24 protein-coding genes and 1 pseudogene are annotated in these 22,273 nt (G+C 43.8%); 14 read left to right on the forward strand and 11 right to left on the reverse strand.

Annotated elements, in window-relative coordinates:
- Positions 1-79 precede the first annotated feature (79 nt).
- From OF158_RS05415 to OF158_RS05425, 3 genes are all read left to right on the forward strand, one after another.
- Positions 80-1,255, forward strand: a complete 1,176-nt coding sequence (locus OF158_RS05415; RefSeq protein ID WP_017551449.1) for an IS256 family transposase — start codon at positions 80-82, stop codon at positions 1,253-1,255.
- 1,172 nt (positions 1,256-2,427) lie between these two features.
- A complete protein-coding gene (locus tag OF158_RS05420; RefSeq protein WP_014095701.1) occupies positions 2,428-2,685 on the forward strand; it encodes a sporulation-specific transcription regulator SpoVIF in 258 nt (85 codons plus the stop codon).
- A 101-nt stretch (positions 2,686-2,786) separates the two neighbouring features.
- Complete coding sequence (locus OF158_RS05425; protein WP_014095700.1) at positions 2,787-3,041, forward strand: hypothetical protein; 255 nt, start codon at positions 2,787-2,789, stop codon at positions 3,039-3,041.
- A 176-nt stretch (positions 3,042-3,217) separates the two neighbouring features.
- Here OF158_RS05425 and OF158_RS05430 read toward each other — a convergent pair whose 3' ends face one another.
- The 5 genes from OF158_RS05430 to OF158_RS05450 form a co-directional block, all read right to left on the reverse strand.
- A complete protein-coding gene (locus tag OF158_RS05430) occupies positions 3,218-3,646 on the reverse strand; it encodes a GNAT family N-acetyltransferase (RefSeq protein ID WP_014095699.1) in 429 nt (142 codons plus the stop codon).
- A gap of 5 nt (positions 3,647-3,651) precedes the next feature.
- Positions 3,652-4,164 carry a 2'-5' RNA ligase family protein gene (locus OF158_RS05435; protein WP_014095698.1) on the reverse strand — a complete coding sequence of 171 codons (513 nt, stop codon included), beginning with the start codon at positions 4,162-4,164 and terminating at the stop codon, positions 3,652-3,654.
- Between the two features lie 67 nt (positions 4,165-4,231).
- Positions 4,232-4,963 carry an alpha/beta hydrolase gene (locus tag OF158_RS05440; protein ID WP_014095697.1) on the reverse strand — a complete coding sequence of 244 codons (732 nt, stop codon included), beginning with the start codon at positions 4,961-4,963 and terminating at the stop codon, positions 4,232-4,234.
- Between the two features lie 797 nt (positions 4,964-5,760).
- Positions 5,761-5,964, reverse strand: a complete 204-nt coding sequence (locus OF158_RS05445; RefSeq protein WP_014095695.1) for a hypothetical protein — start codon at positions 5,962-5,964, stop codon at positions 5,761-5,763.
- Positions 5,965-6,264: 300 nt separating this feature from the next.
- Positions 6,265-6,435: a hypothetical protein gene (locus OF158_RS05450; protein WP_164931345.1), complete on the reverse strand. Its 171-nt coding sequence runs from the start codon at positions 6,433-6,435 to the stop codon at positions 6,265-6,267.
- A 782-nt stretch (positions 6,436-7,217) separates the two neighbouring features.
- Here OF158_RS05450 and OF158_RS05455 point away from each other — a divergent pair.
- The gene (locus tag OF158_RS05455; protein ID WP_225620978.1) at positions 7,218-7,379 is read left to right on the forward strand and encodes a hypothetical protein; all 162 of its coding nucleotides are present in this window, start codon (positions 7,218-7,220) and stop codon (positions 7,377-7,379) included.
- 15 nt (positions 7,380-7,394) lie between these two features.
- Entirely contained in the window at positions 7,395-7,553 is a 159-nt protein-coding gene (locus OF158_RS05460) for a hypothetical protein (RefSeq protein WP_019721857.1), read from the forward strand.
- Positions 7,554-7,565: 12 nt separating this feature from the next.
- On the opposite strand, the gene OF158_RS05465 is transcribed toward OF158_RS05460, so the two are convergent.
- The 3 genes from OF158_RS05465 to OF158_RS05475 form a co-directional block, all read right to left on the reverse strand.
- Positions 7,566-7,763, reverse strand: a complete 198-nt coding sequence (locus OF158_RS05465; RefSeq protein ID WP_035182016.1) for a hypothetical protein — start codon at positions 7,761-7,763, stop codon at positions 7,566-7,568.
- Between the two features lie 279 nt (positions 7,764-8,042).
- Complete coding sequence (locus tag OF158_RS05470; RefSeq protein WP_014095692.1) at positions 8,043-8,198, reverse strand: hypothetical protein; 156 nt, start codon at positions 8,196-8,198, stop codon at positions 8,043-8,045.
- Positions 8,195-8,338, reverse strand: a complete 144-nt coding sequence (locus tag OF158_RS05475) for a hypothetical protein (RefSeq protein ID WP_164931346.1) — start codon at positions 8,336-8,338, stop codon at positions 8,195-8,197. Before OF158_RS05475 ends, OF158_RS05470 begins: the two co-directional genes overlap by 4 nt.
- Positions 8,339-8,927: 589 nt before the next feature.
- Here OF158_RS05475 and OF158_RS05480 point away from each other — a divergent pair.
- From OF158_RS05480 to OF158_RS17610, 6 genes are all read left to right on the forward strand, one after another.
- Entirely contained in the window at positions 8,928-9,803 is an 876-nt protein-coding gene (locus OF158_RS05480; protein WP_014095690.1) for an ROK family protein, read from the forward strand.
- Positions 9,804-10,270: 467 nt separating this feature from the next.
- The gene (locus tag OF158_RS05485) at positions 10,271-10,453 is read left to right on the forward strand and encodes a hypothetical protein (protein ID WP_225620979.1); all 183 of its coding nucleotides are present in this window, start codon (positions 10,271-10,273) and stop codon (positions 10,451-10,453) included.
- A gap of 217 nt (positions 10,454-10,670) precedes the next feature.
- The gene (locus OF158_RS05490; RefSeq protein WP_026684067.1) at positions 10,671-11,432 is read left to right on the forward strand and encodes an SDR family oxidoreductase; all 762 of its coding nucleotides are present in this window, start codon (positions 10,671-10,673) and stop codon (positions 11,430-11,432) included.
- 407 nt (positions 11,433-11,839) lie between these two features.
- Positions 11,840-12,739, forward strand: coding sequence for an ABC transporter ATP-binding protein (locus OF158_RS05495; protein ID WP_014095687.1), 900 nt, complete (start codon positions 11,840-11,842; stop codon positions 12,737-12,739).
- Positions 12,732-13,982 carry an ABC transporter permease gene (locus OF158_RS05500; protein WP_035182015.1) on the forward strand — a complete coding sequence of 417 codons (1,251 nt, stop codon included), beginning with the start codon at positions 12,732-12,734 and terminating at the stop codon, positions 13,980-13,982. Before OF158_RS05495 ends, OF158_RS05500 begins: the two co-directional genes overlap by 8 nt.
- Before the next feature lie 77 nt (positions 13,983-14,059).
- Positions 14,060-14,149 (forward strand): archaellin/type IV pilin N-terminal domain-containing protein, encoded by a 90-nt coding sequence (locus OF158_RS17610; RefSeq protein WP_017554202.1) that lies wholly within the window; start codon positions 14,060-14,062, stop codon positions 14,147-14,149.
- A 365-nt stretch (positions 14,150-14,514) separates the two neighbouring features.
- On the opposite strand, the gene OF158_RS05505 is transcribed toward OF158_RS17610, so the two are convergent.
- Positions 14,515-14,700, reverse strand: coding sequence for a DUF8096 family protein (locus tag OF158_RS05505; protein ID WP_013858831.1), 186 nt, complete (start codon positions 14,698-14,700; stop codon positions 14,515-14,517).
- A 231-nt stretch (positions 14,701-14,931) separates the two neighbouring features.
- On the opposite strand from OF158_RS05505, the gene OF158_RS05510 reads away from it, so the two are divergent.
- The 3 genes from OF158_RS05510 to OF158_RS05520 all read left to right on the forward strand — a co-directional run bounded on the left by OF158_RS05510 (position 14,932) and on the right by OF158_RS05520 (position 18,836).
- Entirely contained in the window at positions 14,932-16,272 is a 1,341-nt protein-coding gene (locus tag OF158_RS05510; protein ID WP_035182013.1) for a C1 family peptidase, read from the forward strand.
- Positions 16,273-16,453: 181 nt separating this feature from the next.
- Positions 16,454-18,265, forward strand: coding sequence for a M3 family oligoendopeptidase (locus OF158_RS05515; protein ID WP_035182012.1), 1,812 nt, complete (start codon positions 16,454-16,456; stop codon positions 18,263-18,265).
- Positions 18,266-18,593: 328 nt separating this feature from the next.
- Positions 18,594-18,836, forward strand: a complete 243-nt coding sequence (locus OF158_RS05520) for a YkuS family protein (protein WP_014095682.1) — start codon at positions 18,594-18,596, stop codon at positions 18,834-18,836.
- A 69-nt stretch (positions 18,837-18,905) separates the two neighbouring features.
- Here the strand turns inward: OF158_RS05520 and OF158_RS05525 are convergent.
- Together OF158_RS05525 and OF158_RS05530 are read right to left on the reverse strand one after the other, a co-directional pair.
- Positions 18,906-19,664: pseudogene (locus tag OF158_RS05525) on the reverse strand (phage major capsid protein); the annotation flags it as partial.
- A 272-nt stretch (positions 19,665-19,936) separates the two neighbouring features.
- Entirely contained in the window at positions 19,937-22,135 is a 2,199-nt protein-coding gene (locus tag OF158_RS05530; protein WP_035182010.1) for a phage/plasmid primase, P4 family, read from the reverse strand.
- Between the last annotated feature and the right edge of the window lie 138 nt (positions 22,136-22,273).

Consider the following 22,273-nt stretch of genomic DNA (forward strand, 5'->3'; position numbering starts at 1 on the left):
GTAAAAAGAAGGAGTCATTTTATCAACTCTTGGCAACACTGTTTTCAACGACGATAAACTAATGAAAAGAGGAGATAAAATGACTCACTTACAGTTTAACTTAAATTTGGATGTTTTAAAAGAAGCCATCATGACTTCCGATCTTGACGCGGTAATTAAATCAGCGGTTGTCCTCGTGTTAAACGAGTTTATGGAAAAGGAAAGGGATGACTATTTAAAAACGAGCCCTTATGAACGCGCTGTTGAACGCCGGGATTACCGGAACGGTTACTATGAACGCGAGCTGTTGATGAGCATCGGCAATGTTACATTAAAAGTTCCCCGGACACGTAATGGCGAATTCTCAACTACCTTATTTGAAAAGTATGCCAGATGTGACCAAGCTTTCGTCCTTTCTATGTTGGAGATGGTCATCAATGGCGTCTCTACCCGTAAGGTCACAAATGTCGTAGAACAGCTTTGCGGTAAGAATGTATCCAAGTCGTTTGTCTCTTCCCTTACGCAAAAACTGGATCCCATTGTGAATGCTTGGGCCGAGAGACCGTTGAATACAACCTACTACCCTTATGTGTTTGTGGACGCCATGTATATAAAAGTACGGGAGCACCATAAGGTCATATCAAAGGCTGTTTATATTGCGACTGCCATTACAGAGAAGAATACACGTGAAATACTGGGTTTAAGCGTTGACCATGCAGAAAGTTTGGAGAGTTGGAGTTCATTTTTTAAACAACTTAAATCACGTGGACTCCAATCACCAAAACTCGTTATTTCCGATGCTCACATGGGCCTTCAGAAAGCAATACAACGGGAATTCATTGGCACTGCTTGGCAAAGGTGCAATGTTCATTTTAAACGCAATATCATTGAAAAACTGCCCAAAAAAGATACTGCAGAAATCCGGGTGATGATTAAGCGCGTGTTTGAGGCCGTTACGATTGAGGACATACGCAAGTTTAAAGATGAATTAATAAACAAATTTGGTACAGAAGCAAGATTTGAAAAAGCCCTGGCCATTTTAGATGAAGGTTTTGAAGATACTATCCAATACATGAACTTTCCTGAGAATATTCGTATGCACATACGGAGTACTAATTCCCTCGAGCGGCTTAACCAAGAGGTTCGTAGAAGGGAAAGGGTCATTCGCATTTTTCCTAATACCCAATCTGCTTTTCGTTTGGTTGGTGCCGTTTTAATGCAGTATCAAGATACAGAATACTCGAAGAGGAAGTCACTTATGGGAAAGAATAGTTAGCAGCATTTTCAGCTTAACTTCCATCATGGATGATTTCATCTCCGGGAAGGGATGTCAAATTGAAAGGCATTTGACATCCCTTCCCGGAGATGAAGAAAAAAATCCATGGAAGTTAAGCCGAAAAAATGAAGGGGTGGTTGAAAACATTTGCCCATAAATTTACACAATAACCTGGACTTGACTTTCAAAAGGACATTTCGGATCCAGACGTAACGTGTTTTGTCCTTTTGACGGCTTCAAAAAGACATTTCGAGCTCGGATGAAACGTGTTTTGTCCTTTTGACGGCTTCAAAAAGACATTTCGAGCTCGGATGAAACGTGTTTTGTCCTTTTGGCAGGTTCAAAAAGACATTTCGGACCCGGAAACAGCGTGTTTTGTCCTTTTGACGGTTACAAAAGGACATTTCGGGCCCGGATACATCGTGTTTTGTCCTTTTGACGGCTTCAAAAAGACATTTCGGGCCCGGATGCAGCGTGTTTTGTCCTTTTGACGGTTACAAAAGGACATTTCGGGCCCGGATACATCGTGTTTTGTCCTTTTGACGGCTTCAAAAGGACATTTCGGATCCAGATGCAGCTTGTTTTTCCTTTTGGCAACTTCAATGAAAGACAAACCCCAGGCCTGGCAAAGCCGAAATGTCCTTCATCGAGATGATGAAGGACAAAACACCGGCTGAAAAATACCAAATTGTCCTTCATCGAGGTGATGAAAGACAAAACCCAGGTCTGGCAAAGCCCAATTGTCCTTCATCGAGGTGATGAAGGACAAAACACTGGCCTGGCAAAGTCAAATTGTCTTTCATCGAGGTGATGAAAGACAAAACACCGGGCGGATAACGCCGAAATGTCCTTCATCGAGGTGATGAAGGACAAAACTCAGGTCGGGAAATGCAGAAATGTCCTTCATCAGGGTAATGAAGGACAAAACCCAGGCCGAAAAACGCCAAACTGTCCTTCACCAGGTTGATGAAAGACAAAACAAGTGCCATGAAACATCAAACTGTCCTTCATCAAAGCACTGGCTGTAAATCAAGCTTGTGCACCGGGAAAATGCACTTTTTTGCAATGTAAAATTCCGGCTAACACGTTTTCAATTGAAAATCCACTTTTGTACTGTCAATCCGGCTTCTTTTTTCATACGATAAAACAGCTTGAAGAGAGGAGCGACGAAGGTGGATCATCAGTTTTTCAAGAATATCGAAAAGAAGACAGGCGTTAATATGAATGACATTTTCCAGCTTGCAAATTCCCTGCAGAACGCGAATTTTAAAGATGAAAATACCGTCCGTGGCATCATCCAGCGCGTCTCGCAAATTGCAAACAAACGGGTACCGAAAGAGCTGGAAGATAAAATTGTTGAATCAATTGTCAAAGATGGAAAAAAGCTCGATTTTAACACGATCAACAAAATGATGAACAACGGAAAGTAACCAAAGCGGGCTTGCAAATCAGATGCAAGTCCGCATTTTTCTGTTTAAAATGAAAGAAGAGAGGGAAAAGAATATAGAAATCATTTAAAGGGGTGACTGCCATGAGTTTGATCGCTCCAATTCCAGACTATCAGGCAAGCCAGTACCGGCTTTATGACGGAATGTCCTTACGCCAGCTTGAAGTGGAAAAAGCAGATGCCGTTTCGAGGGCTTATCCTGTTAAGCGGCAAAACGGCGTCACGGGCGGAACAGAATACCATTTTAAAGCAAATGAACAACCGGGAAGAAAACCGGCAAAAAGCCGGATCATCGCAAAAATCACCGGCCTGGGGCAATATATTGATCTTTCGGTTTAAATCTTTCCCGCTGAAGTGTGAATTTTTTCACAAGATAAGCAGCAAGGTTGAAAAAGCGATTATATAAAATAAACAAAATTGGTGCAAAAAAATAAGGCCATTCTATAGACAAAGCGGCGAGACACAACTCCTTCTCGCCGCTTTGTCACGGATTCTGCAGCCCCAGTTTCCGGATGCTATTTGATCGTTTTCTCCATTGCTTTATGCGGAATGCCGGCATCGAGAAATTCACCGGAAACAACACGGTATCCGAGTTTTTCGTAAAAAGGAATCGCGTGTGTCTGTGCGTTTAATTTGCATTTTTGCACGCCTTGTTCTGCGGCATAATGTTCAATTGCCAGCATCAGTTCCCGGCCGGCCCCTTTCCCGCGCACGGACGGAAGGATGCAGATGCGTTCCACTTTCCCGTACCCGTCCACCATCCGAAAACGCCCGGCGCCTGAGGGTTTCCCTTCATCATCGTACAGCAGAAAATGCGTGCAGTCCTGTTCCAATGCGTCAATTTCTTCTTCAACCGGGACGTGCTGCTCTTCTACAAATACTTTTTTCCGGATTTGAAAAGCCGTCTCCAGTTGTTCTTCATTTTCTACAATTATTACGTCCACATTTGTTAGTCCTTTCCGAGATGATAGGTCTCATAAACGGTCCAAACCCCGTTTTCCAGCTGATATAAAAGATGGAACCGGTTTACCTTTTCTTCGTGGTCAATGCCAACCATTTCCAGCTGGCGGAACACATCGGCATGTTCCTCTTTAGACAACTCCTGGCCGATGGTAATATGCGGCACAAACGGGTACGGAGGCGGCCCGCCCGGCAGACGGTCCCTGAAATCTGCGAAAAGCCCTTCCAGTTCAGGCGTCGGTTCAACTTTAAAATAAATCGTATTGCTGACGGGTTCAAAAGATTTCACTTTTGTTACTTTCAACAAAAACGGGTTGTATTTTTTGGCAATTTCCTTCAGTTGCCCGCGAAAAACTTCCGCCTCTTCTTCGGATGCCTCGAACGCTGCTTTTAGCGTAATATGCGGCGGGATTAGCGCGTATTTCGGATCATAGCGCTTCCGGTAGGAGTTAACAAGGTCCTGAAGTTTTTTTGATGGAAAGACAACAAGCGCATAATTCATAAAATGGCCTCCTCTTTCTGGATATTAAGCCGTTATAATACAATTTTATCAGAAAAATTGCCGAAAATTAATCTTTTTTAAACAGGTACTTGAGGGCACGTGGCAAATCTTTTTGCCAGTACCTCCAAGAGTGATCACCGTCAAATTCGTCATAAAATCCGGGGACCCCTTTTTCTTCCAGAACTTGATGCAGGGTGCGGTTCGGTGTGATAAAATTCTGGATCTTGCCGTCAGTCGTTTTCACTTCCGTCTCGCCTTTTCCAGCAATATGGTAAATGTCCAGCAACTTTGGATCCGTACATTGTTTTGCGGCTTCCATCACTTTTTCATTCACGAGCGGCGACATTAATGCGGCTTTTCCAAATGTATGGGGGTACTTGAATGCCGCCATGAGCGAGACGGTTGCCGCCAGTGAGTCTCCCGCCAGTGCTCGGTCCGATGCCATTTGCGCAGTCGGAAACTCACGGTCAAGGAAAGGGACAAGTTCATGCGCCAAAAACCGGATATAAGCGCCATGTTGCTCGCCGTCAGGATGGTATTTCCGGCGCCTGTCCGGAATATCCGCATAAGGGATCCCGACAATAATCAAGTCTTCAATTTCGCCTTTTGCAAGCAGTTCATCCGCCGCACGTGCAATCCGGCCGAGCTGGAAGAAGTCTTTTCCGTCCTGGCATATGCATACGGCATATTTATAAAGCGGGGAAAAACGCGCCGGCAAGTATACCCAGAGATTGAGCGTTTCCCCGAGTTCCCTGCTTTCAAACGGGACATCTTTAATCGTGCCTCTTTCAATTTCCATATGTTGAAAACCTCCTTCTCAAGATGGGGGCTGCCTCGCCTTCCCGGAAAAAATGGCATTCAGGAAAAAATTTACACACCCCGCTGCCTGTAAATTCAGTTTACCAGCCCATGCGAAAAACATCCAGAATCCGGCAACGCTTGATATGGATAAACCAAGCACCTTTGATGAAGAGAGCTGATTACAGCATGGATAGATTTGGAAAAACGAAGACGTGAGGGAGATCCTAAATTTGAATGTGATATCCATCCGGATGGGAAAAACGGAGCTCATTTTATATGAAGAAAAATTCTCATTAATTTTTTGCCGAACCTGTCTGCATCCTTGCCAAATCTAGGAATTTTGCTTATTTAGCAAGCCCTACTTAAAAATTTTTATTGTTTTCCTTCATTCTCTTTTTCAACATTTCGCGTATAAGTCTTGTCGTTTCAATATCTTTCTGTCGTTCTTCTTCAGAAGCATAATGCTTAGTTCCGCTTACAATAGCAGTGAATTTACCATCGGATGTCATTCCTGGTGGTTCTGTTCATCGTTTGTCAGAAAATAGTTTTTTGCTGCTCATTTACATTTCCTCCAACTCAAACAAAATTTTACCGGATTGAAACTTTTGATTTAAGATTTTAAATTGACTCTCTTAAATAATACTTTGGCCTCCTGATCATTAATTCCTTTCAAATCTCTACCGATTGGGCAGCATCATTCTATCCTTCAAAGATATATATTCTTTAAAAGTAATTTTGGTTTTTAATATGTCGTTGGAATCCATGGAATGGATCATAATATTCCAACGACAAATTCTATTTATTGTTTTTATGGCGTTCTTTTAGCATTTTCAAAAATTCTTTTCGAATCTTCTTACCTTCTTCGATATCTCTTTGTCTTTCTTCTTCTGATGCATAATGTTTGGTTCCTATGGAAATAGCGCTGATTTCCCCATCTTCTGTTATTCCAATTGGATCCGTCCAACGACGGTCGGAATATGGTTTATTATTTTTATCCATAGGATTTCCTCCAATTCGAATATAACTCTACCATTTATAAATTGACTGGATAAGATTTTATAAGCTGTATTACGTTTAAATAATACTTCTTGCTCCTCGTCATTAAATCCTTCTAAATCATGACCATTTTTGCTTTTTATTATAAGGTGAGATTGACCATTTACGTCGTGATCATTCTTCTGCTTTTTGGTTGCAGGTACCTTTTATCTCATGATTGTTTTTTAACGCTTTCAATCATAGGCAAAAGAAAAAGTACCCAGCACAAGGTACTTAAAAATTTTTATTGTTTTCCTCCATTCTTTATTTCAGCATTTCACGTATATATCTTGTCGTTTCGATATCTTTCTGTCGTTCTTCTTCTGTTTCATAGTGCTTTGTCCCACTACTAATTGCACTTGGAGATCCATCAGATTTTAGTCCTATAGGTTCAGTCCAACGAGGAGCAGAAAATAATTTTTCTTTTTTTCCCATATTAAAATGTCTCCATTTCAAAAATAATTTTTCTATCCTTAACAGTTTGGATCGAAATTTTAAATTTGGAATTCCTAACAAATAATACTTCTTGCTCCTCGTCATTAAATCCTTCTAAATCATGACCATTTTTATAAGGTGAGATTGACCGATTACGTTATAATCATTCCTCTGCTTTTTGGTTGCAGCACCTTTTATTTCACGATTGTTTTTTAACGCCTTCAAACATAAAGACTCCTTTTAACGCCTTGCTCAGGGCGAGATAAAGAGAGTCCGCATCCCCATTCCGCCAAAATAAAAAGCAACCTGATTAGAGGAAATATCTTGCTGTCAATTCGGTTTATTTAGGGGACACATCAGTTATTTTTTCAATGTCACTTTTTCTAACGGGTATCGTCCATCATTTTCTGGTATTCCACCCTCAATAAGATAAAATCTTTTTGAGCCGTTTTTAAAAACTTCAAAAATCCATCTTTTAACCCCCACATCCAATTTTTGGGGGACTCATTTATCAACCCCCCTTGCTACAGCGACGTTAGGCATGGCTGCGGGGACAATACAGGAGCTGTACGTCCACTTGGTCTGTCAAATCCATAAAATGCCAAATTCTAATTCGTTCAGCAAGCCCTATTTAGCTGCAGGAATATGTAATACCCGGCCGCATGCTGAGGAGAATCCTCCAAAAAGCCAGGGACGCTGTTTTCCACAAAAAATGGAAACGGCAATCCGGCGCGCATTTTTTTCGGAAGCGGACGCATATTAAAAGAAAGGAGGCGATCCGTGTGAAATGGAATGAACAAGCGGCACCCAATAACCATCAGGCGTCCGCTGATTTGCTTGCGGCTCAAAGTGATGAGACAGAATTTCAATACGAAGAACTTTCAGACGGCGGTGAGCGGAATAAAGTGATACAAGAACAGAAAAAACGCCGTACGCACTTGTAATAGAGGTGGGGCTCCATGGAAATCAAAATCGGACAAGTATATAAAGAAAAGCAGCATGAAACACTTGCCATGGTGGTCGCAGTCCAAAACGAAAGCATTATGCTCGGCACCGGCAATCTGGTATCGCCGAAAACGATTGAAGACCGCTATGTTCTTGTCCGGGATGCCGAATAACGGTGCCCCGGACTATTTTTTTGCAGCAATCTTAAAAATATAGCCTACAATGGCATATCCGGCTAACAGACAAAATGAAAAAATCAGAATCGGGATAAAGATCGCGCCAGCGCCTTCTTCTGGGAGATAGTAGGCAAATATCCGGGATATCAGTTGGTTGATAAAATAAGCCAATACGAGCGTCAGGCAAAACTTCACCACCGTTTTCATGGTCCTCACACCCTTCGTTTCATTTTATATAACTGACACTAAGACAAGGTCATCCATTCGCATGATAATGAGCCGGCAACAAAGTAGCAAAAAATAAAAAAACCGGCAAAAGCCGGTTTTTAAGGGGGTATTGCTAGACAACAAAAAGGGGGGGTTGTCTAGTTGGTATAGGGTTTTGTAACTTGTCCTTGCTACAGGTATAATAGTACGGTTCTTTTCCTAAAAGATCATGAAAGAAAAATAAATTTTTGATGAGAATTGTCGATTTTTGTTGAAACTCTACTTCTTGTCTTGATCGGCAGCATCGTTGCTGTCTGCAGCCCGCGCCTTGTATTTTTCCACGATCTGCGCGATTTCTCCTTTATCTCCTTTTGCATTCATCATTTCAAACCATCCGTTTAACCCTTCAGAAATTCTTTTATCATCGTTTTTCATGGCTTGCCTTCTTTCCTCTTTTCCAAATATTTTTTGATTTCGGGCCGGCAAATCAGGGCTGCGATGGCGGGCGGCACAGCAAACATAAAAAATACAAAGTATAACGTGTTCATCACATGGAGATAAAACCAGGTTTCCAAATCGTCCACCCCCGGGTTTGCTTCTATGTATATTTTTTCGCCCGGCCTTTTTCTTATACCGTATAAATTGGTTTTAACCTGTAAATCCTATAAGGAAAAAGAAGGGAGACGCCACAAATGTTCAAGCGCCTGTTAGATTTGTTCAAACTGGACACAACAGGGGATTGGGAAGATTGGGACCTGGACGATGAAAATTTGGAAGACGACTGGGATGAAGAGGACGATGAGGAGATGTAAAGCAGACTTACGGGCCGGGGCATCAAGATTGCGCCGGCTTTAATGCGAAAAAAAACCGGCACAATGCCGGTTGGTAAGGGGAGTTTTTTCTAGACATTAAGGGGGGTATCTAGAAACTTAAGGGTTTGTTGCTTTTTCCTTGCTACACCTAAAATATAACCCTCTTACACTAAAAAGTCATGAAGAAAAAATGAGAAAAAAATGAGAAACAAATTTGTCACATTTTATGCGGGTTCCGATATATAAACACTTAACTCAATTGAAGAAAACGGTATACTAGAATGAGAGATATTTACCTCTCCATTATGAACGGAGAGGCCATTCAAACCAATTTTATTGAGGGGGAATCACCATGCTTTTTGGCGGAGTGGAAGCAGGCGGTACAAAATTTGTTTGTGCAACGGGAGATGAAACAGGGAAAATTCAGGAAAGGGTTGAGTTCCCGACGCGCGATCCGGAAGAAACGGTGAAAGATGTAATCGCGTTTTTTTCACAGTTCGAGACAAAAGCAATCGGCATTGCCTCATTTGGGCCGATTGACGTCAATCCGGAAAGTGATACATATGGATACATTACAACAACACCGAAAACGGCCTGGCAAAATTATCCCATTAAGCAAACGATAGAGAAAGCATTGGGCGTTCCGGCCGGTTTTACGACAGATGTGAACGGGGCGGCGCTCGGGGAGTCGGTGCTTGGCGCGGCCAAAGGGCTAGACAGCTGCCTGTACATCACGGTCGGTACCGGTATCGGAGCTGGAGCCGTTGTAAAAGGCAATCTCCTTGAAGGATGGTCGCACCCGGAAATGGGGCATATTCTTTTGCGCCGCCACCCGGATGATCATTTTGAAGGGGCATGCCCTTTCCATCATGACTGCCTCGAAGGACTCGCAGCCGGGCCGGCAATCGAAGCGCGGTGGGGGCAGAAAGGAAAAGAACTCTCGGACCGTCCGGAAGTCTGGGAAATGGAGGCAGATTATCTGGCACAGGCGCTCATGCAATACATTCTAATTGTGTCGCCGAAAAAAATCATCATGGGCGGCGGCGTGATGCACCAACAGCAATTGTTCCCGCTGATACACAAAAAACTGACCGAGCTGATCAACGGTTATATCAAGCTGCCTGAACCGCTGTCCGAATATATTACGTCCCCGGGCCTTGGCAACGACGCCGGCATTACAGGGGCGATTTTGCTCGGAAAACAGGCATATGAAACAGGTAAATTATAAAACAAAATTTAGCTGAGTGCTGGCTGCTTCTCCGATTTTTCGATTTAAATCGGCATAAATCGAGGGAGTGGCTGGCGTTTTTTTATGTATATTTTCTTCATAAAGACGATGAAGTTTTATTTGGAGCCTGCATAAAGACTGAATCAAAAACTTTTGCCAGGTCCCTGTTCTGTTCGTGCCGCGCTACCAAAAAATAAATCTGAAAACCTAACAATACGGTGAGGTAGCTGAAACCTAGAGTTTCTCGACCGGAAAGAATGAATAAGTTATAATAAATATGATTCTGAATTTTCGTCTAATACAGGGGGAGTCTTTTTGATAAAGAAACGGAAATATGTGTTAACTTTTGTTTTACTGCTATTGCTGGCTGCAGGGATCTATGCCTTTGCTTTCCGGCAATCAGCAAAGTTTTTGGTTTTCCTATTCCTGTAAGCGCAAAGCTTGTAAAGGATAAACAGTCCGTAGAAATGTATAAATGGTGGGAAGCAAGTGAAGTGAACGGGCTCCCCTATGTTTATCGGAAGGAAATCCAGTGGTGCGGATGGAAGCAAATTGACCGGGAAGGTGCTATGACCATCTATGAAAAAAATGGGAAAAAAGTGTCTGTCATTTCATTTGATAATACTTTTTCTGTCGCAGAAGAAGACTAATCGAAGCTACCTTCTAGTCTTTCTGCAAGGCAAGAGAAGTACCTTGGTTCTTACCCGATATTACCCAAAGTTTGGGGGAATTTTTCAATTTTAACTTCTATTTAACTTTCACAACTTAGGTTCATCTTTAAAGTTGGAAGATGAATAGTGATAGGATATAATATTTGTGAGCGCATTCACGAATACTTGAAAGCGCATTCAGAAAGGAGAGGGGATTATGGCAAAACTGGATGGAAAAGTTGCGGTTGTAACAGGCGCTGCCTCTGGTATGGGCAAGGCGATTGCAGCGCTTTACGCAAAAGAAGGAGCAAAAGTGGTGGCATCCGACCTCAATTTGGAAGGTGTGCAGCAGACGGTTGCTGAAATAGAAGCTGCAGGAGGCAAAGCTCTGGCAGTCCAGGCCAATGTGGCGAGCGAAGAAGATGTGCAACATTTGATTGATACCGCCGTGAAAGAGTATGGAACACTCGATATTCTTGTCAATAATGCGGGGATCATGGATAATATGGTGCCGGCTGGGGATCTGACAGACGCCCTGTGGGAAAAAGTGTTTGCTGTCAACACAACCGGGCCGATGCGCACGATCCGGAAGTCACTCCCGATCTTTATTGAAAAAGGAAACGGCGTCATTGTCAATGTTGCTTCTGTCGGCGGGCTGAACGGATCGCGGGCTGGCGCCGCTTATACGGCGTCCAAACATGCGGTGATCGGGTTGACAAAAAACGTCGGTTTTCAATATGCACTGAAAGGCATCCGCTGCAATGCGATTGCGCCAGGCGGGGTGGAAACGAATATCGGCACAACCATGAGCGAGCCAAATGCTTTCGGGCTTGAGCGGGCAATGTCCGGGTCGGCAATCAACCCGAGGAGCGGAAAACCCGAAGAAATTGCGACTATCGCCCTGTTCCTTGCTTCAGACGATGCTTCCTTCGTAAATGGTGCCGTGATTACGGCAGATGCTGGGTGGACGGCTTATTAATTTCAAAAAAGCGGCGGGAAAATATAGAAAAACCCGCTGCTTTTTTTGAAAACACTGTTTGGCAAATGTACAAAGCCAGCTATATAAAAATGAACTTAAATTTTTCGCACCAAAATCAGCTGAACATTGCTTCTGGCTATACATAAAGAAGTAGTAATATTAGTTCAACTTATATATAAAATGAACTTCAGTTTGCATCAAGCCCGGGCACCAATTTGCATGATGATGAGCGGTAATTTTTCTTTATATGACTGAAAATTTATAAAAACTCATCCATCAAATGGGTAGTAACAAGTCATTGAAAAAGCTGCTTTTTTAAAATGTATGGATCATCAGGGGAAATTTCCTGCAGACTTTTGAAACTTTTCCTGCCGGTTTGCGTAAGTACGAACAAAGGAGGGGAAATCATGTCCTTGGTGTTGGAACATGTGACGAAAAAATTTGGCGCGTTTACAGCGGTAAACGATTTGTCGTTAATGATCCCGGAAAAGGAGCTGTTCGGGTTTTTAGGGGCAAACGGAGCAGGAAAAACGACGACTTTCCGGATGATCCTTGGTCTATTAAAGCCGAATGAAGGAAACATCTCCTGGAACGGGCGCAAAATGGATTACACATTGAGCCCAGAAATCGGGTATCTGCCGGAAGAACGCGGGCTGTATCCAAAATTAAAAGTAAAAGACCAGCTTGTTTATCTTGCACGGCTGCGCGGGATGGGCAAGCAGGATGCGGTGAAAGAACTAAAATACTGGCTTGGCCGTTTTCATGTCGAAGAATATTTGGATAAACGGGTGGAAGAACTGTCAAAAGGAAACCAGCAGAAGATCCAGTTTATCGCTGCTGTTCTACATAAGCCGAAGCTGCTGATTTTAGATGAGCCCTTCAGCGGCCTTGACCCGGTCAATGTGGAAACGTTAAAAACAGCGGTCGCAGAACTGCGGGATCAGGGCGCGACCATTGTGTTTTCAAGCCACCGGATGGAACATGTTGAAGAACTTTGTGAGCATTTGTGCATTATGCATCATGGCAGCCCGGTTGTGCATGGTGAACTGAGAGCGGTCAAACGTGCATTTGGGAAACAAAATGTCGTGATCCATGCTGATTTTGATCTGGCATTTTTACGTGCCTTCCCGGGGGTCGTCCGATTTAAGAAAACGGCGCTCGGGGCAGAGCTGCAAATTGACCGGATGGAAGCGGCGCAAAAAATTTTAGATGAAATCAACGGAAAAGGTTTCATCCGCAAGTTTGCGCTTGAAGAACCATCTCTAAACGATATTTTCATAGAAAAGGTGGGGGCTTCCTATGAATAGGTTCGGCATTTTAATCGGTCATGCCTACATGTCAAAACTAAAAACAAAATCCTTTGTGATCACGACGGCTATTTTGCTTGTTGCTGTCCTGCTGATGGGAAACATAAACCGGATGATCGATATGTTTGCCGGCAGCAAGCAGAAAAAGGTTGCGGTTTTGGATGAGACGAACACGCTGTACGGGCCGCTTAAGCAGCAATTAAAAACCGTTGATAAAGATATCCGGCTTGTGCAGGCCGAAAAAAGCGAAAGTGCGTTGCGGAAAGAAGTATTAAAGGAAAAATATGAAGGGTATGTTGTTTTATCGCTTGACGCAGCTGGCATGCCGAAAGCAGTCTATAAAGCCCCGAATCTTGCCGATACCGGGACTACGGACAGTTTGGAGCAGGCGCTGCAGGCTGTAAAAAGCAATATGGCGGCAGGAAAACTGAAGCTTTCTTCTGCAGAGCTTTCACTTTTAAACAGCCCCGCATCCTTTAAGAGCATCAATCTGGAGCGGGATGCAAAATCCGAAGCAGAACTGGCGCAGGCGAGGGGGCTTGTCTATATTTTGCTGTTTGCGATTTATTTTGCGGTCATTTTTTACGCCAGTGCGGTCGGGATGGAAGTGGCGACTGAAAAAGCTTCACGCGTGATGGAAATCTTAATTTCGAGCGTGCCGCCTGTGCAGCAGATGTTTGCGAAAATCATCAGCGGCGCCCTGCTCGGTTTGACACAGATGGCGGTGCTCCTTGCCGCCGCTTACGCCACTATCAAACAAAATATCAATCACTTGACGGGCGGCTTTTTTTCTGTGTTTGGATTTTCGGATATAAAGGTTTCAACGATTGTGTATGCCGTGGTGTTTTTCCTGCTCGGGTATTTGCTGTATGCCACGTTAGCGGCTTTTCTCGGCTCGCTTGTCAGCCGGATTGAAGATGCCCAGCAGATGATGATGCCGATGACGTTTCTTGTGATGATCGGTTTTTTCCTTGCGATGGCAGGGCTTGGAAACCCTTCTGCCGGCTATATTACCGTTCTTTCGTACATTCCGTTTTTTACGCCGATGCTCATGTTTTTGCGGGTCGGCATGCTCGACTTGCCAGTATGGGCAGGGCTTTCGGGCGTGGCGGTTATGGTTGTCACGATTGTTTTCATGGCGATAGCAGGTGCGCGCATCTACCGCGGCGGCGTGCTGCTTTACGGCAAAAGCAATTCGTTGAAAACCATTCTGAAGGCGCTGCAAATGTCAAAAGAAGCCTAATCCTGCCAGTTTGAATTCTCCCCTCGTTGGGTAAACTGAATGTAACAGAAAGTCCGTGCAGAGGGGAGCGTTTTATTTTGAAATCAAAAAGAGTCGTCTTTGGTACCATTGTGCTTTTTCTTATCGTCGTGGTGCTTGCCGGTTACTTTATTTGGTTCAGCAAATAAAGCCGTATTACATAGATGAGCGATAAAGGTCCGGGCTGCCCAAAATTTTTTATGACTCGGCGGCAAGGATTGCGTGTTGAAAGACAAAATACGCACCGGAACGAACAGGCGCTTCTGCTTGTGCTAAGGCCCCATCCGGATGTGTATGCAACTCTTTAAAGACGTACGGAAACGTCCGTGAATTTGGGTGAATTTTCCGAAAACAGAACGCTCACAGCCATGCTGCGAAATAGGAAGACGGGAGCGGTTTATCTCTGCGAATGGCGATTTTGATGCAGCTGAATTTGCGTAAATCATTCCGACTGCCCCGGATGCTAAATTGAAGAAAGCGGATTTCCCATTTGCAGGAAGTCCGCTTTTGCCTGTTAAATGCTCTTTTTCATCCCGCATCTCCGGCATTCACGCAAAAACACGCCATGTTTGACCGATGACTTGAAGTGGCTGTAACCACAATTGTCACAGCGGCCCGGATGGACGTCGGGCATTTCTTTATAATCATAAACAATACTTGTATCATAACCTTTTGTTTCATAATCCTTTTCTTCACTCATCTGCCATCACCCCGTTTGAGTCTTTCTCGTAAAACAGCATACCATAATTTCGAAAAACGTGTGAAAGAAGCGGACGAAAAACCCTTCCTCACCGCACAGCGGAAATGCAAAGGAAAAATCACCGAACCGTGTCCCGTTTCAGAAAGGCATGCTTTTCCAAAACGCAAAATTGTCTTATCTGATTGAAAAAGGCGTATAATAAAAAAGAACTTAATGGAAAGGAAGATTTAAATGGCAAAAGACATTACACGGGAAATGGCGGAGCGGTTTTCCCGACAAATCCGCGAACTGCCGCAAAACAAAGTGATTCAAAATGCAATGATGAAAAACGGGATAAAGGCCGCGACAATCAACAATGATGCTGTGGTTTCTATGAATCACGTATTCTCCCACGAAATTGAAACGGGAAAAGTGTCAAATCAGAAACAAAGCGGGCGCTGCTGGATGTTTGCCGCCTTAAATACGTTTACGCATAAGTTAAATGCCAAATTCAGATTGAAAGACTTTGAGCTTTCGCAAAACTATACGAATTTCTGGGACAAATTTGAAAAAGCCAATTACTTCCTGGAAACGATGATTGAAACCGTAGACGAACCTGTGGAAGGACGGCTCATTTCCTGGCTGCTTGAAACCCCGCAGCAGGACGGCGGGCAGTGGGATATGCTCGTCGCGCTCATTAAAAAATACGGCGTTGTGCCGAAACAGGTCATGCCGGAAACGTATAACAGCAGCAGCTCACGCGAACTTAATTCGCTTTTGAATGCCAAACTCCGCGAAAACGCGGTGAAACTGAGAAAATTGCACGCAGCAGGGCAGCCGGAAGAAGAATTGCGGCAAGCGAAAGAAGGTATGCTTGCAGAAGTTTACAAATTGCTTGCCTTTGCACTCGGTGAGCCGCCGAAGACCTTTGATTTTGAATTCCGCGATACCGACAAATTGTTCCATCGCGAGCAAAATATCACCCCGCAGGCATTTTTTGAGAAATACGTCGGGTTTGACCTCGACAATTACATTAGCATTATCAATGCGCCGACAAGCGACAAACCGTACGGCAAAACGTATACGGTGCAGTATTTGGGCAATGTGGTTGGCGGCAAACCGGTCAAATATTTAAATGTCGATATCGAAACCTTTAAATCGCTGGCCGTAAAACAGCTGAAGGATAACCGCAGCGTCTGGTTCGGCTGTGATGTTGCAGCATCATCAGACCGGAATGAAGGCATCATGGATACCGGCCTTTTTGATTTGGAAAAAGCTTTCGGATTCTCGTTCGGAATGACCAAAGCAGAACGCCTCGATTATAAAGACAGTGTGATGACGCATGCAATGGTACTGACCGGTGTCAACCTCGTTGACGGCAAACCGGACAGATGGAAAGTGGAAAACAGCTGGGGTGAAAAAGTGGGCAAAGACGGTTATTTTGTCATGAGTGACGCCTGGATGGATGAATATACGTACCAAATCGTCATTGACAAAAAATATTTGCCGGAGGAATTGCAAAAAGCATGGGAACAAGATCCGATCGCCCTGAAACCTTGGGATCCGATGGGGTCTCTTGCCTGGATGCATTAAACAAAAGGCGCGGTTGATATAGCCGCGCCTTTTAAGTATGCAAATGCCCACTTGGCGTTTTAAAAATGCAAAACATTCCCCCAAAAAAAGATCCGGCCCTGAAATTTTTTACCGTGATTGTAAATATATTGGTATTTTGTGCGGTACCCTGTAAAATGGAAGAAAGAAAGGAGTTGCAAATATGAAATATAAGAATACTTGGGATCTGGATGCCGTTATTCCGGGCGGCACAAAATCGCCGGAATTGCAGGAAAAACTGCGCGGGCTGAAAGAAGAAATCGGGCAATACAAAAGCCGACTCGACGGATGGGCATTTTCGAAAGACCCGTCTCCGGAGCCGTTTAAAGCCATCCTGAAAAAACAGGAAGAGATCGAAAAAGGGCTCAGCCAGTCTGCGACATTTGTGCAAATGTGGCATGATGCCTATATGGATGATGACTATGCAAATGTCGTGATGGGCCAAATCATGGATTTGTACAGCGAGATGCAAAAGCTCGGGACCACTTTTCAGAAAAAACTGGTGGCCATTTCGGACGAAGACTGGAAAAAGTTTTTACAGGACAAGGAATTGAGCGAAGTCTCCTTTGCCCTCAATGAAACGCGCGATGAAGGAAAACGGCTCTTGTCGGAAGAAGAGGAAAAGCTGATTGCCGATCTCAACCAGGACGGGCTGGCCGGCTGGAGCAGATTGTATGACACAGCTGTTTCCGTTATGACAATCCCGTTTACGGACAAAGAAGGCAAGACGGTATCCTTATCCGTCGGCCAGGCGATGAACCGGATGTATGCCGACCCGGATCCGGAAGTGCGCAAACAGCTGTTCGAAAACTGGGAAGCGGCATGGGAAAAATATGCGCCGGTTTTTGCCGATACGCTCAACCACCTGGACGGGTACCGGATTACGCTGCAAAAAGCCCATGGCAGGAAGTCTTTTCTCGAAGAGCCGCTTGAATACAACCGGATGTCTGAAGACACGCTTCATGCGATGTGGAAAGCCGTTTCTGAAAACAAGCAGCCGTTTGTCGACTTTCTCAACCAAAAAGCAAAAATTTTCGGGATGGAAAAACTCGGCTGGCAGGATGTTGATGCGCCGGTTGCACTCGGCGATATGAAACCGGCCCGATTTACATATGATGAAGCGTGCGATTTTGTCATCCAACATTTTGCTTCTTTCGGGCCGAAACTGTCTGCATTTGCGAAACACGCCCTTGAAAACCGCTGGGTAGAGGCGGAAGACCGGCCGAATAAACGCCCGGGCGGCTATTGTACCAGTCTGCCGGAGTTCGAAGAGTCGCGGATTTTTATGACATTTACCGGCTCCACAAATGATGCAAGCACGTTGGCGCACGAACTTGGCCACGCCTTCCACAGCCATGTCATGCGCGATTTGCCGCGTTTGAACCGCGAATACGCGATGAACGTGGCCGAAACGGCGAGCACCTTTGCAGAAACGATCATCGGCAATGCGACTGTCGCCAATGCAAAGTCAAAGGAAGAAAAAGTTTCTTTATTAAATGCAAAGCTTGAAAATGCAACGGCTATGTTTTTAAACATCCATGCCCGCTTCCTGTTTGAAAAAAGTTTTTACGAAGAGCGTTCAAAAGGCATTGTGTCCGAACAAAGGCTCAATGAACTGATGGAAAAGGCGCAAAAAGAAGCGTATGCCGGCAGCTTGTCCGGCTACCACCCGCATTTCTGGTGCAGCAAGCTCCACTTCTTTATTGACGATGTGCCGTTCTACAACTTTCCGTACACATTCGGTTATTTATTCAGCCTTGGCATTTACGCCGAATTTTTGAAGAATCCAGATGGCTTTGAAGACAAATATATTGCCCTTTTGCGCGATACCGGCCGGATGAAGGTGGAAGATCTTGCCAAAAAACATCTTGGCGTTGATCTGACAAAACCGGACTTCTGGGCAGCCGGCATTAACCTTATGGCAGAAGATGCCCGCGAATTTATCCGGCTTTCGGACGAATTGCTCGGCAAGTAAAGGCGCACGCCAAAAAAGCCGCACAGTTGGCAAAACTGTGCGGCTTTTCAATACGGGGCATGATGAATGTATTCAAAAATGCGGAGAGGATTTTTAAATATACAAATGAAAAGCGGAAGAACACAAAAATATTTTTGCTGCCGCCGCACGGGAATTGACGTGTGCCAAAAAGATATCGGCTATTTCAGTAAAACCGGGAGACATGATACAGAAATCAACCGGATTCTCAGCACCATTAAAAAATAAAAAGCATCCGTCTGCGGCCGGGGAAAAAACATGTTTTTTCTAAAATCAGATGGGTACGATAAAAAAGAGGGAGGTGTTAACCATGGCTGTAATAATCGGTGTAGAAGAGGCTTTGACAAATGTCCAGGAAGCGCTGCGCGATAAAGGATATGAAGTGAAAACCATTAAGAACGAACAAGATGTACAAGGTTGTGACTGCTGTGTTGTAACTGGCAGCGAGATGAACGCAATGGGGATCAATGACACGATGACAAAGGCGCCTGTCATTGATGCAAAAGGCATGTCTGCTGAAGATATTGTAAAAGAAGTGGCGAGCAGAATGTAAAAGGCCGGGATACCCCCGGCCTTTTACATTTGCAAAAAGCGCCCATTTAGGAGCGGTCAGACGCTCAATCAGCCAGTAGTATGATAAATCTCCAAATACAATGCTTTTTGCTCCTGCAGATAATGTAGGCATATATGGAGAGGTAACTACAGGCTTTCCGAAGATGGTGTTATCTGAAGGATTCCACAGATAACTGCCATTTGTATTTTTAAGGGTTCTAAGAAGCATGGCAGTATTATCGTGCATGATAAACACAGCGTTATTTCGGTATTCATCTTTTAATGAAAAATACTGCGAAATAATCTCGTCAAAAGAGATAATAGCACTATCTGCTGTAGTTACATCTGCATCTGCCGTAAGTATACCTGTTGGCTGAGTTGTGCCATTTCCATTAAGCAATGCATTTTCCTCAGCCTTGCCAAAACGCTTCGCAAAATCACCAATCAGATATTTTTCAAGATTAAAGTTCATATCGGTGACGAATGAGCAGTTTAGCTTGACAAGAGATGCCAGCTTGTATGATTTCACCAGAAACTGTGTAAATGTATCGGTACTTTCGGGGATTGGATCTCCGTCTTCAACCCAATCTGCTGTACCCGTTGAGGATACAGCTTGAATTTTACCTTCTGCAGAAGATAGATTGATAACAGTAGCAAATCTGCGGAATATATTCTCCTTTGCCAAAGCAGTGTTAAAGCCTTCTCTGAACTCATCTGGTGCGACATAGGCTCCTGCATTATCAAAGCCCTCTCTTAGATTTTGATTATTTTCTTCTTTTCCTTTCATAACATTCCAAAACGCTCTATTATAAGTTGTTGATGTTGCCATAATCGTTTACCTCCTAAATTAAAATGGATTGTGGGGTATATACCCCGTTTGAAACCGCGTTTTTTTACGCGTTGCCCCACGCCCGTTATCCAGATGAAAAGGTGTGGAGATTTGACCTCCCCTAGGGCAGGTATTAACACATGAAGTTGTATCCAGTGGTTTTAGTGGTTTTAAGCTTTGTAGCAAGATGTAGCAGGTAAAAACTAAACTCTCTATACGAGAGCGATTTTTTAAATAACCTGTTTTTCTTGCTACAAGCTGCTACACTGTGTTTAAATAAGAAAAAATTCTTCTTCTGTCAGCTTATATCCGATAAGCATTGTGGTCATTCCACCACCAGAACGTGGTCGTTTCCGTTCTACACGGGCGATAGCTGTTAATGCTTGTTTGAAGTTTCTTGCATTCTCCGAATAACATCCATTGGCACTACACCAACGCTGATACCGGGCATACACTTCGGATGTCCGCACCTCACTGTTATGACTTTCCTCCAAGGCATCCTCGAAAAATAATGCTATTTTGTCGCTGTCACGCTTATAAGCTTCCGTTGCTGTCTTAACGGAATCAGGTAAAGTCAAGCCTTCCTTTTTTAACAGCTGATAGCCTTCAATTAGCCAGTTAAGGATAGCACTCTGATTCTTCGGTTTGGCGAATTCACGTTTTAGGTTTTTATCCTGCTCGCTTTCATCAAAGTGTCGTTCAAAAGGGATAATTACCACTCTGCCACTGGAAAACAGCGTCATATCCGTAATAACAGGCAGATAATTGGTGTTGATATACAGCTTAAACTTTGGCGAAAAGTCAAAAGAATTCTCATGTAGAAACCTTGCGTTGATGGTGTCACCACCCGTCATGCTTTTTACCTGTGCAGCATTTAGGACAAGTCCTCTGCTAGGTTCGGAGATATTCACAAAGCGTACTCCTGCAAGCCTGGCAATATCTTCACTTGGACTTGAACTGTTATTGTTCTTTTTCAGACTGATAGTCTCTGGCCTTGCGGTACAGCCATAACTGCCCAATACCTTAAGAACGCTCTCACATAGCGTCGTACCTTTACCGTTTCGAGTTGTAGCACCATAGAGAACAAACAGGCATTCATACTGAGTGTCTCCACTGATACTGCCAGATATCTTTGTAAGTCTGTCCTCGCTGTTGTGGGGACGAAAATCCATGGATGTTAAAAACAATGTTCCATTGGCACAGTTGAGCATAAGCAAGTCTTGGTCAAATTCAGCCATTGATATGGGATATACGCTCTGTGCATCCTTAAGCACCGTTTCCCTGTATCTTCTTGACTGCCACTTTCGGCAATAGTCAATGTACGCCTTTCTTTGATGTTCATCCTGAATATTCAAAGCATAGGTTAGCAGTTGGTTAGCCAATGATTTACACATTTCCATCACTTTGAGATTACCTACATCGGGAATCCAAATGCCATTCTCGTAGCAAAACCACATTTTTCTTTCGGGAACAAATCGGGCAAAAGATTTATAATAATCAGCAAACAGCCTGCTTGCCCCAATATCCGTCCAAGGGTAGCGATCGTTACTCTCAGGCTTAAAGCCAGTAAGAGAACATTCACCAAAATCCTCTGTAGCTGATGAACGCTTACCACCTGGTTTATATATTTCAGCAACATTTGCGATAGCTTTTTCTATGGTTATCATTCCATAAGTACTGCCGGACTGCGGTCTATTCCATTTATTCCGCATTAAGCCGCTTTTTCGGAATAGTCTGTCCATCTGTCCAATATCTCTGCCACACCAAAATGCCAGCATACCGCAAAGTGCCAAATCAGCTTCACTGGCAGAAGCATAGCCAGATTTATCACCCTCCCATAATGCTTTGAACCTTTCTCCGTTTACCGATTTTAAAGCCTTCTCAATAACAGACTTGTCAGACAGATAGGATTGACTTTCTGTATCCAGTAGTTGCCTCACAGGAGTAGGACGTAGCATATACTTGTCTAGTATCATCTGTAATTCATACGATTTCTCCGGTATATCACCATCTACAAATACATTGCCTGTTACGGTAACAAAGCGGTTTGTTGCTCCAGCCACATAGACCTCAACTCCCAGCTTTCTGTTGTTGATATAGTATTTTGTTTTGTCAAAGTCAAAGCCAGTGGCCTTAAAGAAAATATGAAGCCCTTTCCCAGATGGACTGTGTTCCATATAGCAACCACTAAAAGCCTCTACAACAATTTGGGCAACAGGCTTAAGCTTACCGCTGCTATCAAAGCAATCATCTAAGTCGATAACACATATGTCATTACCCACCAAAAATCCGATACCATCATAATTACTTACAGCAGCTACAGCCGAACTAAAATCTTTAAAAGTACCCTGTTTATCTGCTTTTGCCCTTTTTCCTGTTACTGGGTTATAGGGAACTTTGGTTTTTCTACCACTTCGTTCTTCATATTTCCAACAGCAAAACTGTGGCTTATCTTTAAGCTTCTGTGGCAAGTTATCATATTTTGTTTTCAGTTATTTCACCTCCTTGCCTTTTATAAATGACCCGAAACGCTACTGTTCCAGAGGGTTTGCCTTGTTTGACACAACCTCGTTATCTTACAAGGATTACGCTCGGAATTATCGTCATGG

The organism is Weizmannia sp. WK01, assembly GCF_025905465.1.
Classification (GTDB): Bacteria; Bacillota; Bacilli; order Bacillales; family Bacillaceae_C; genus Weizmannia; species Weizmannia faecalis.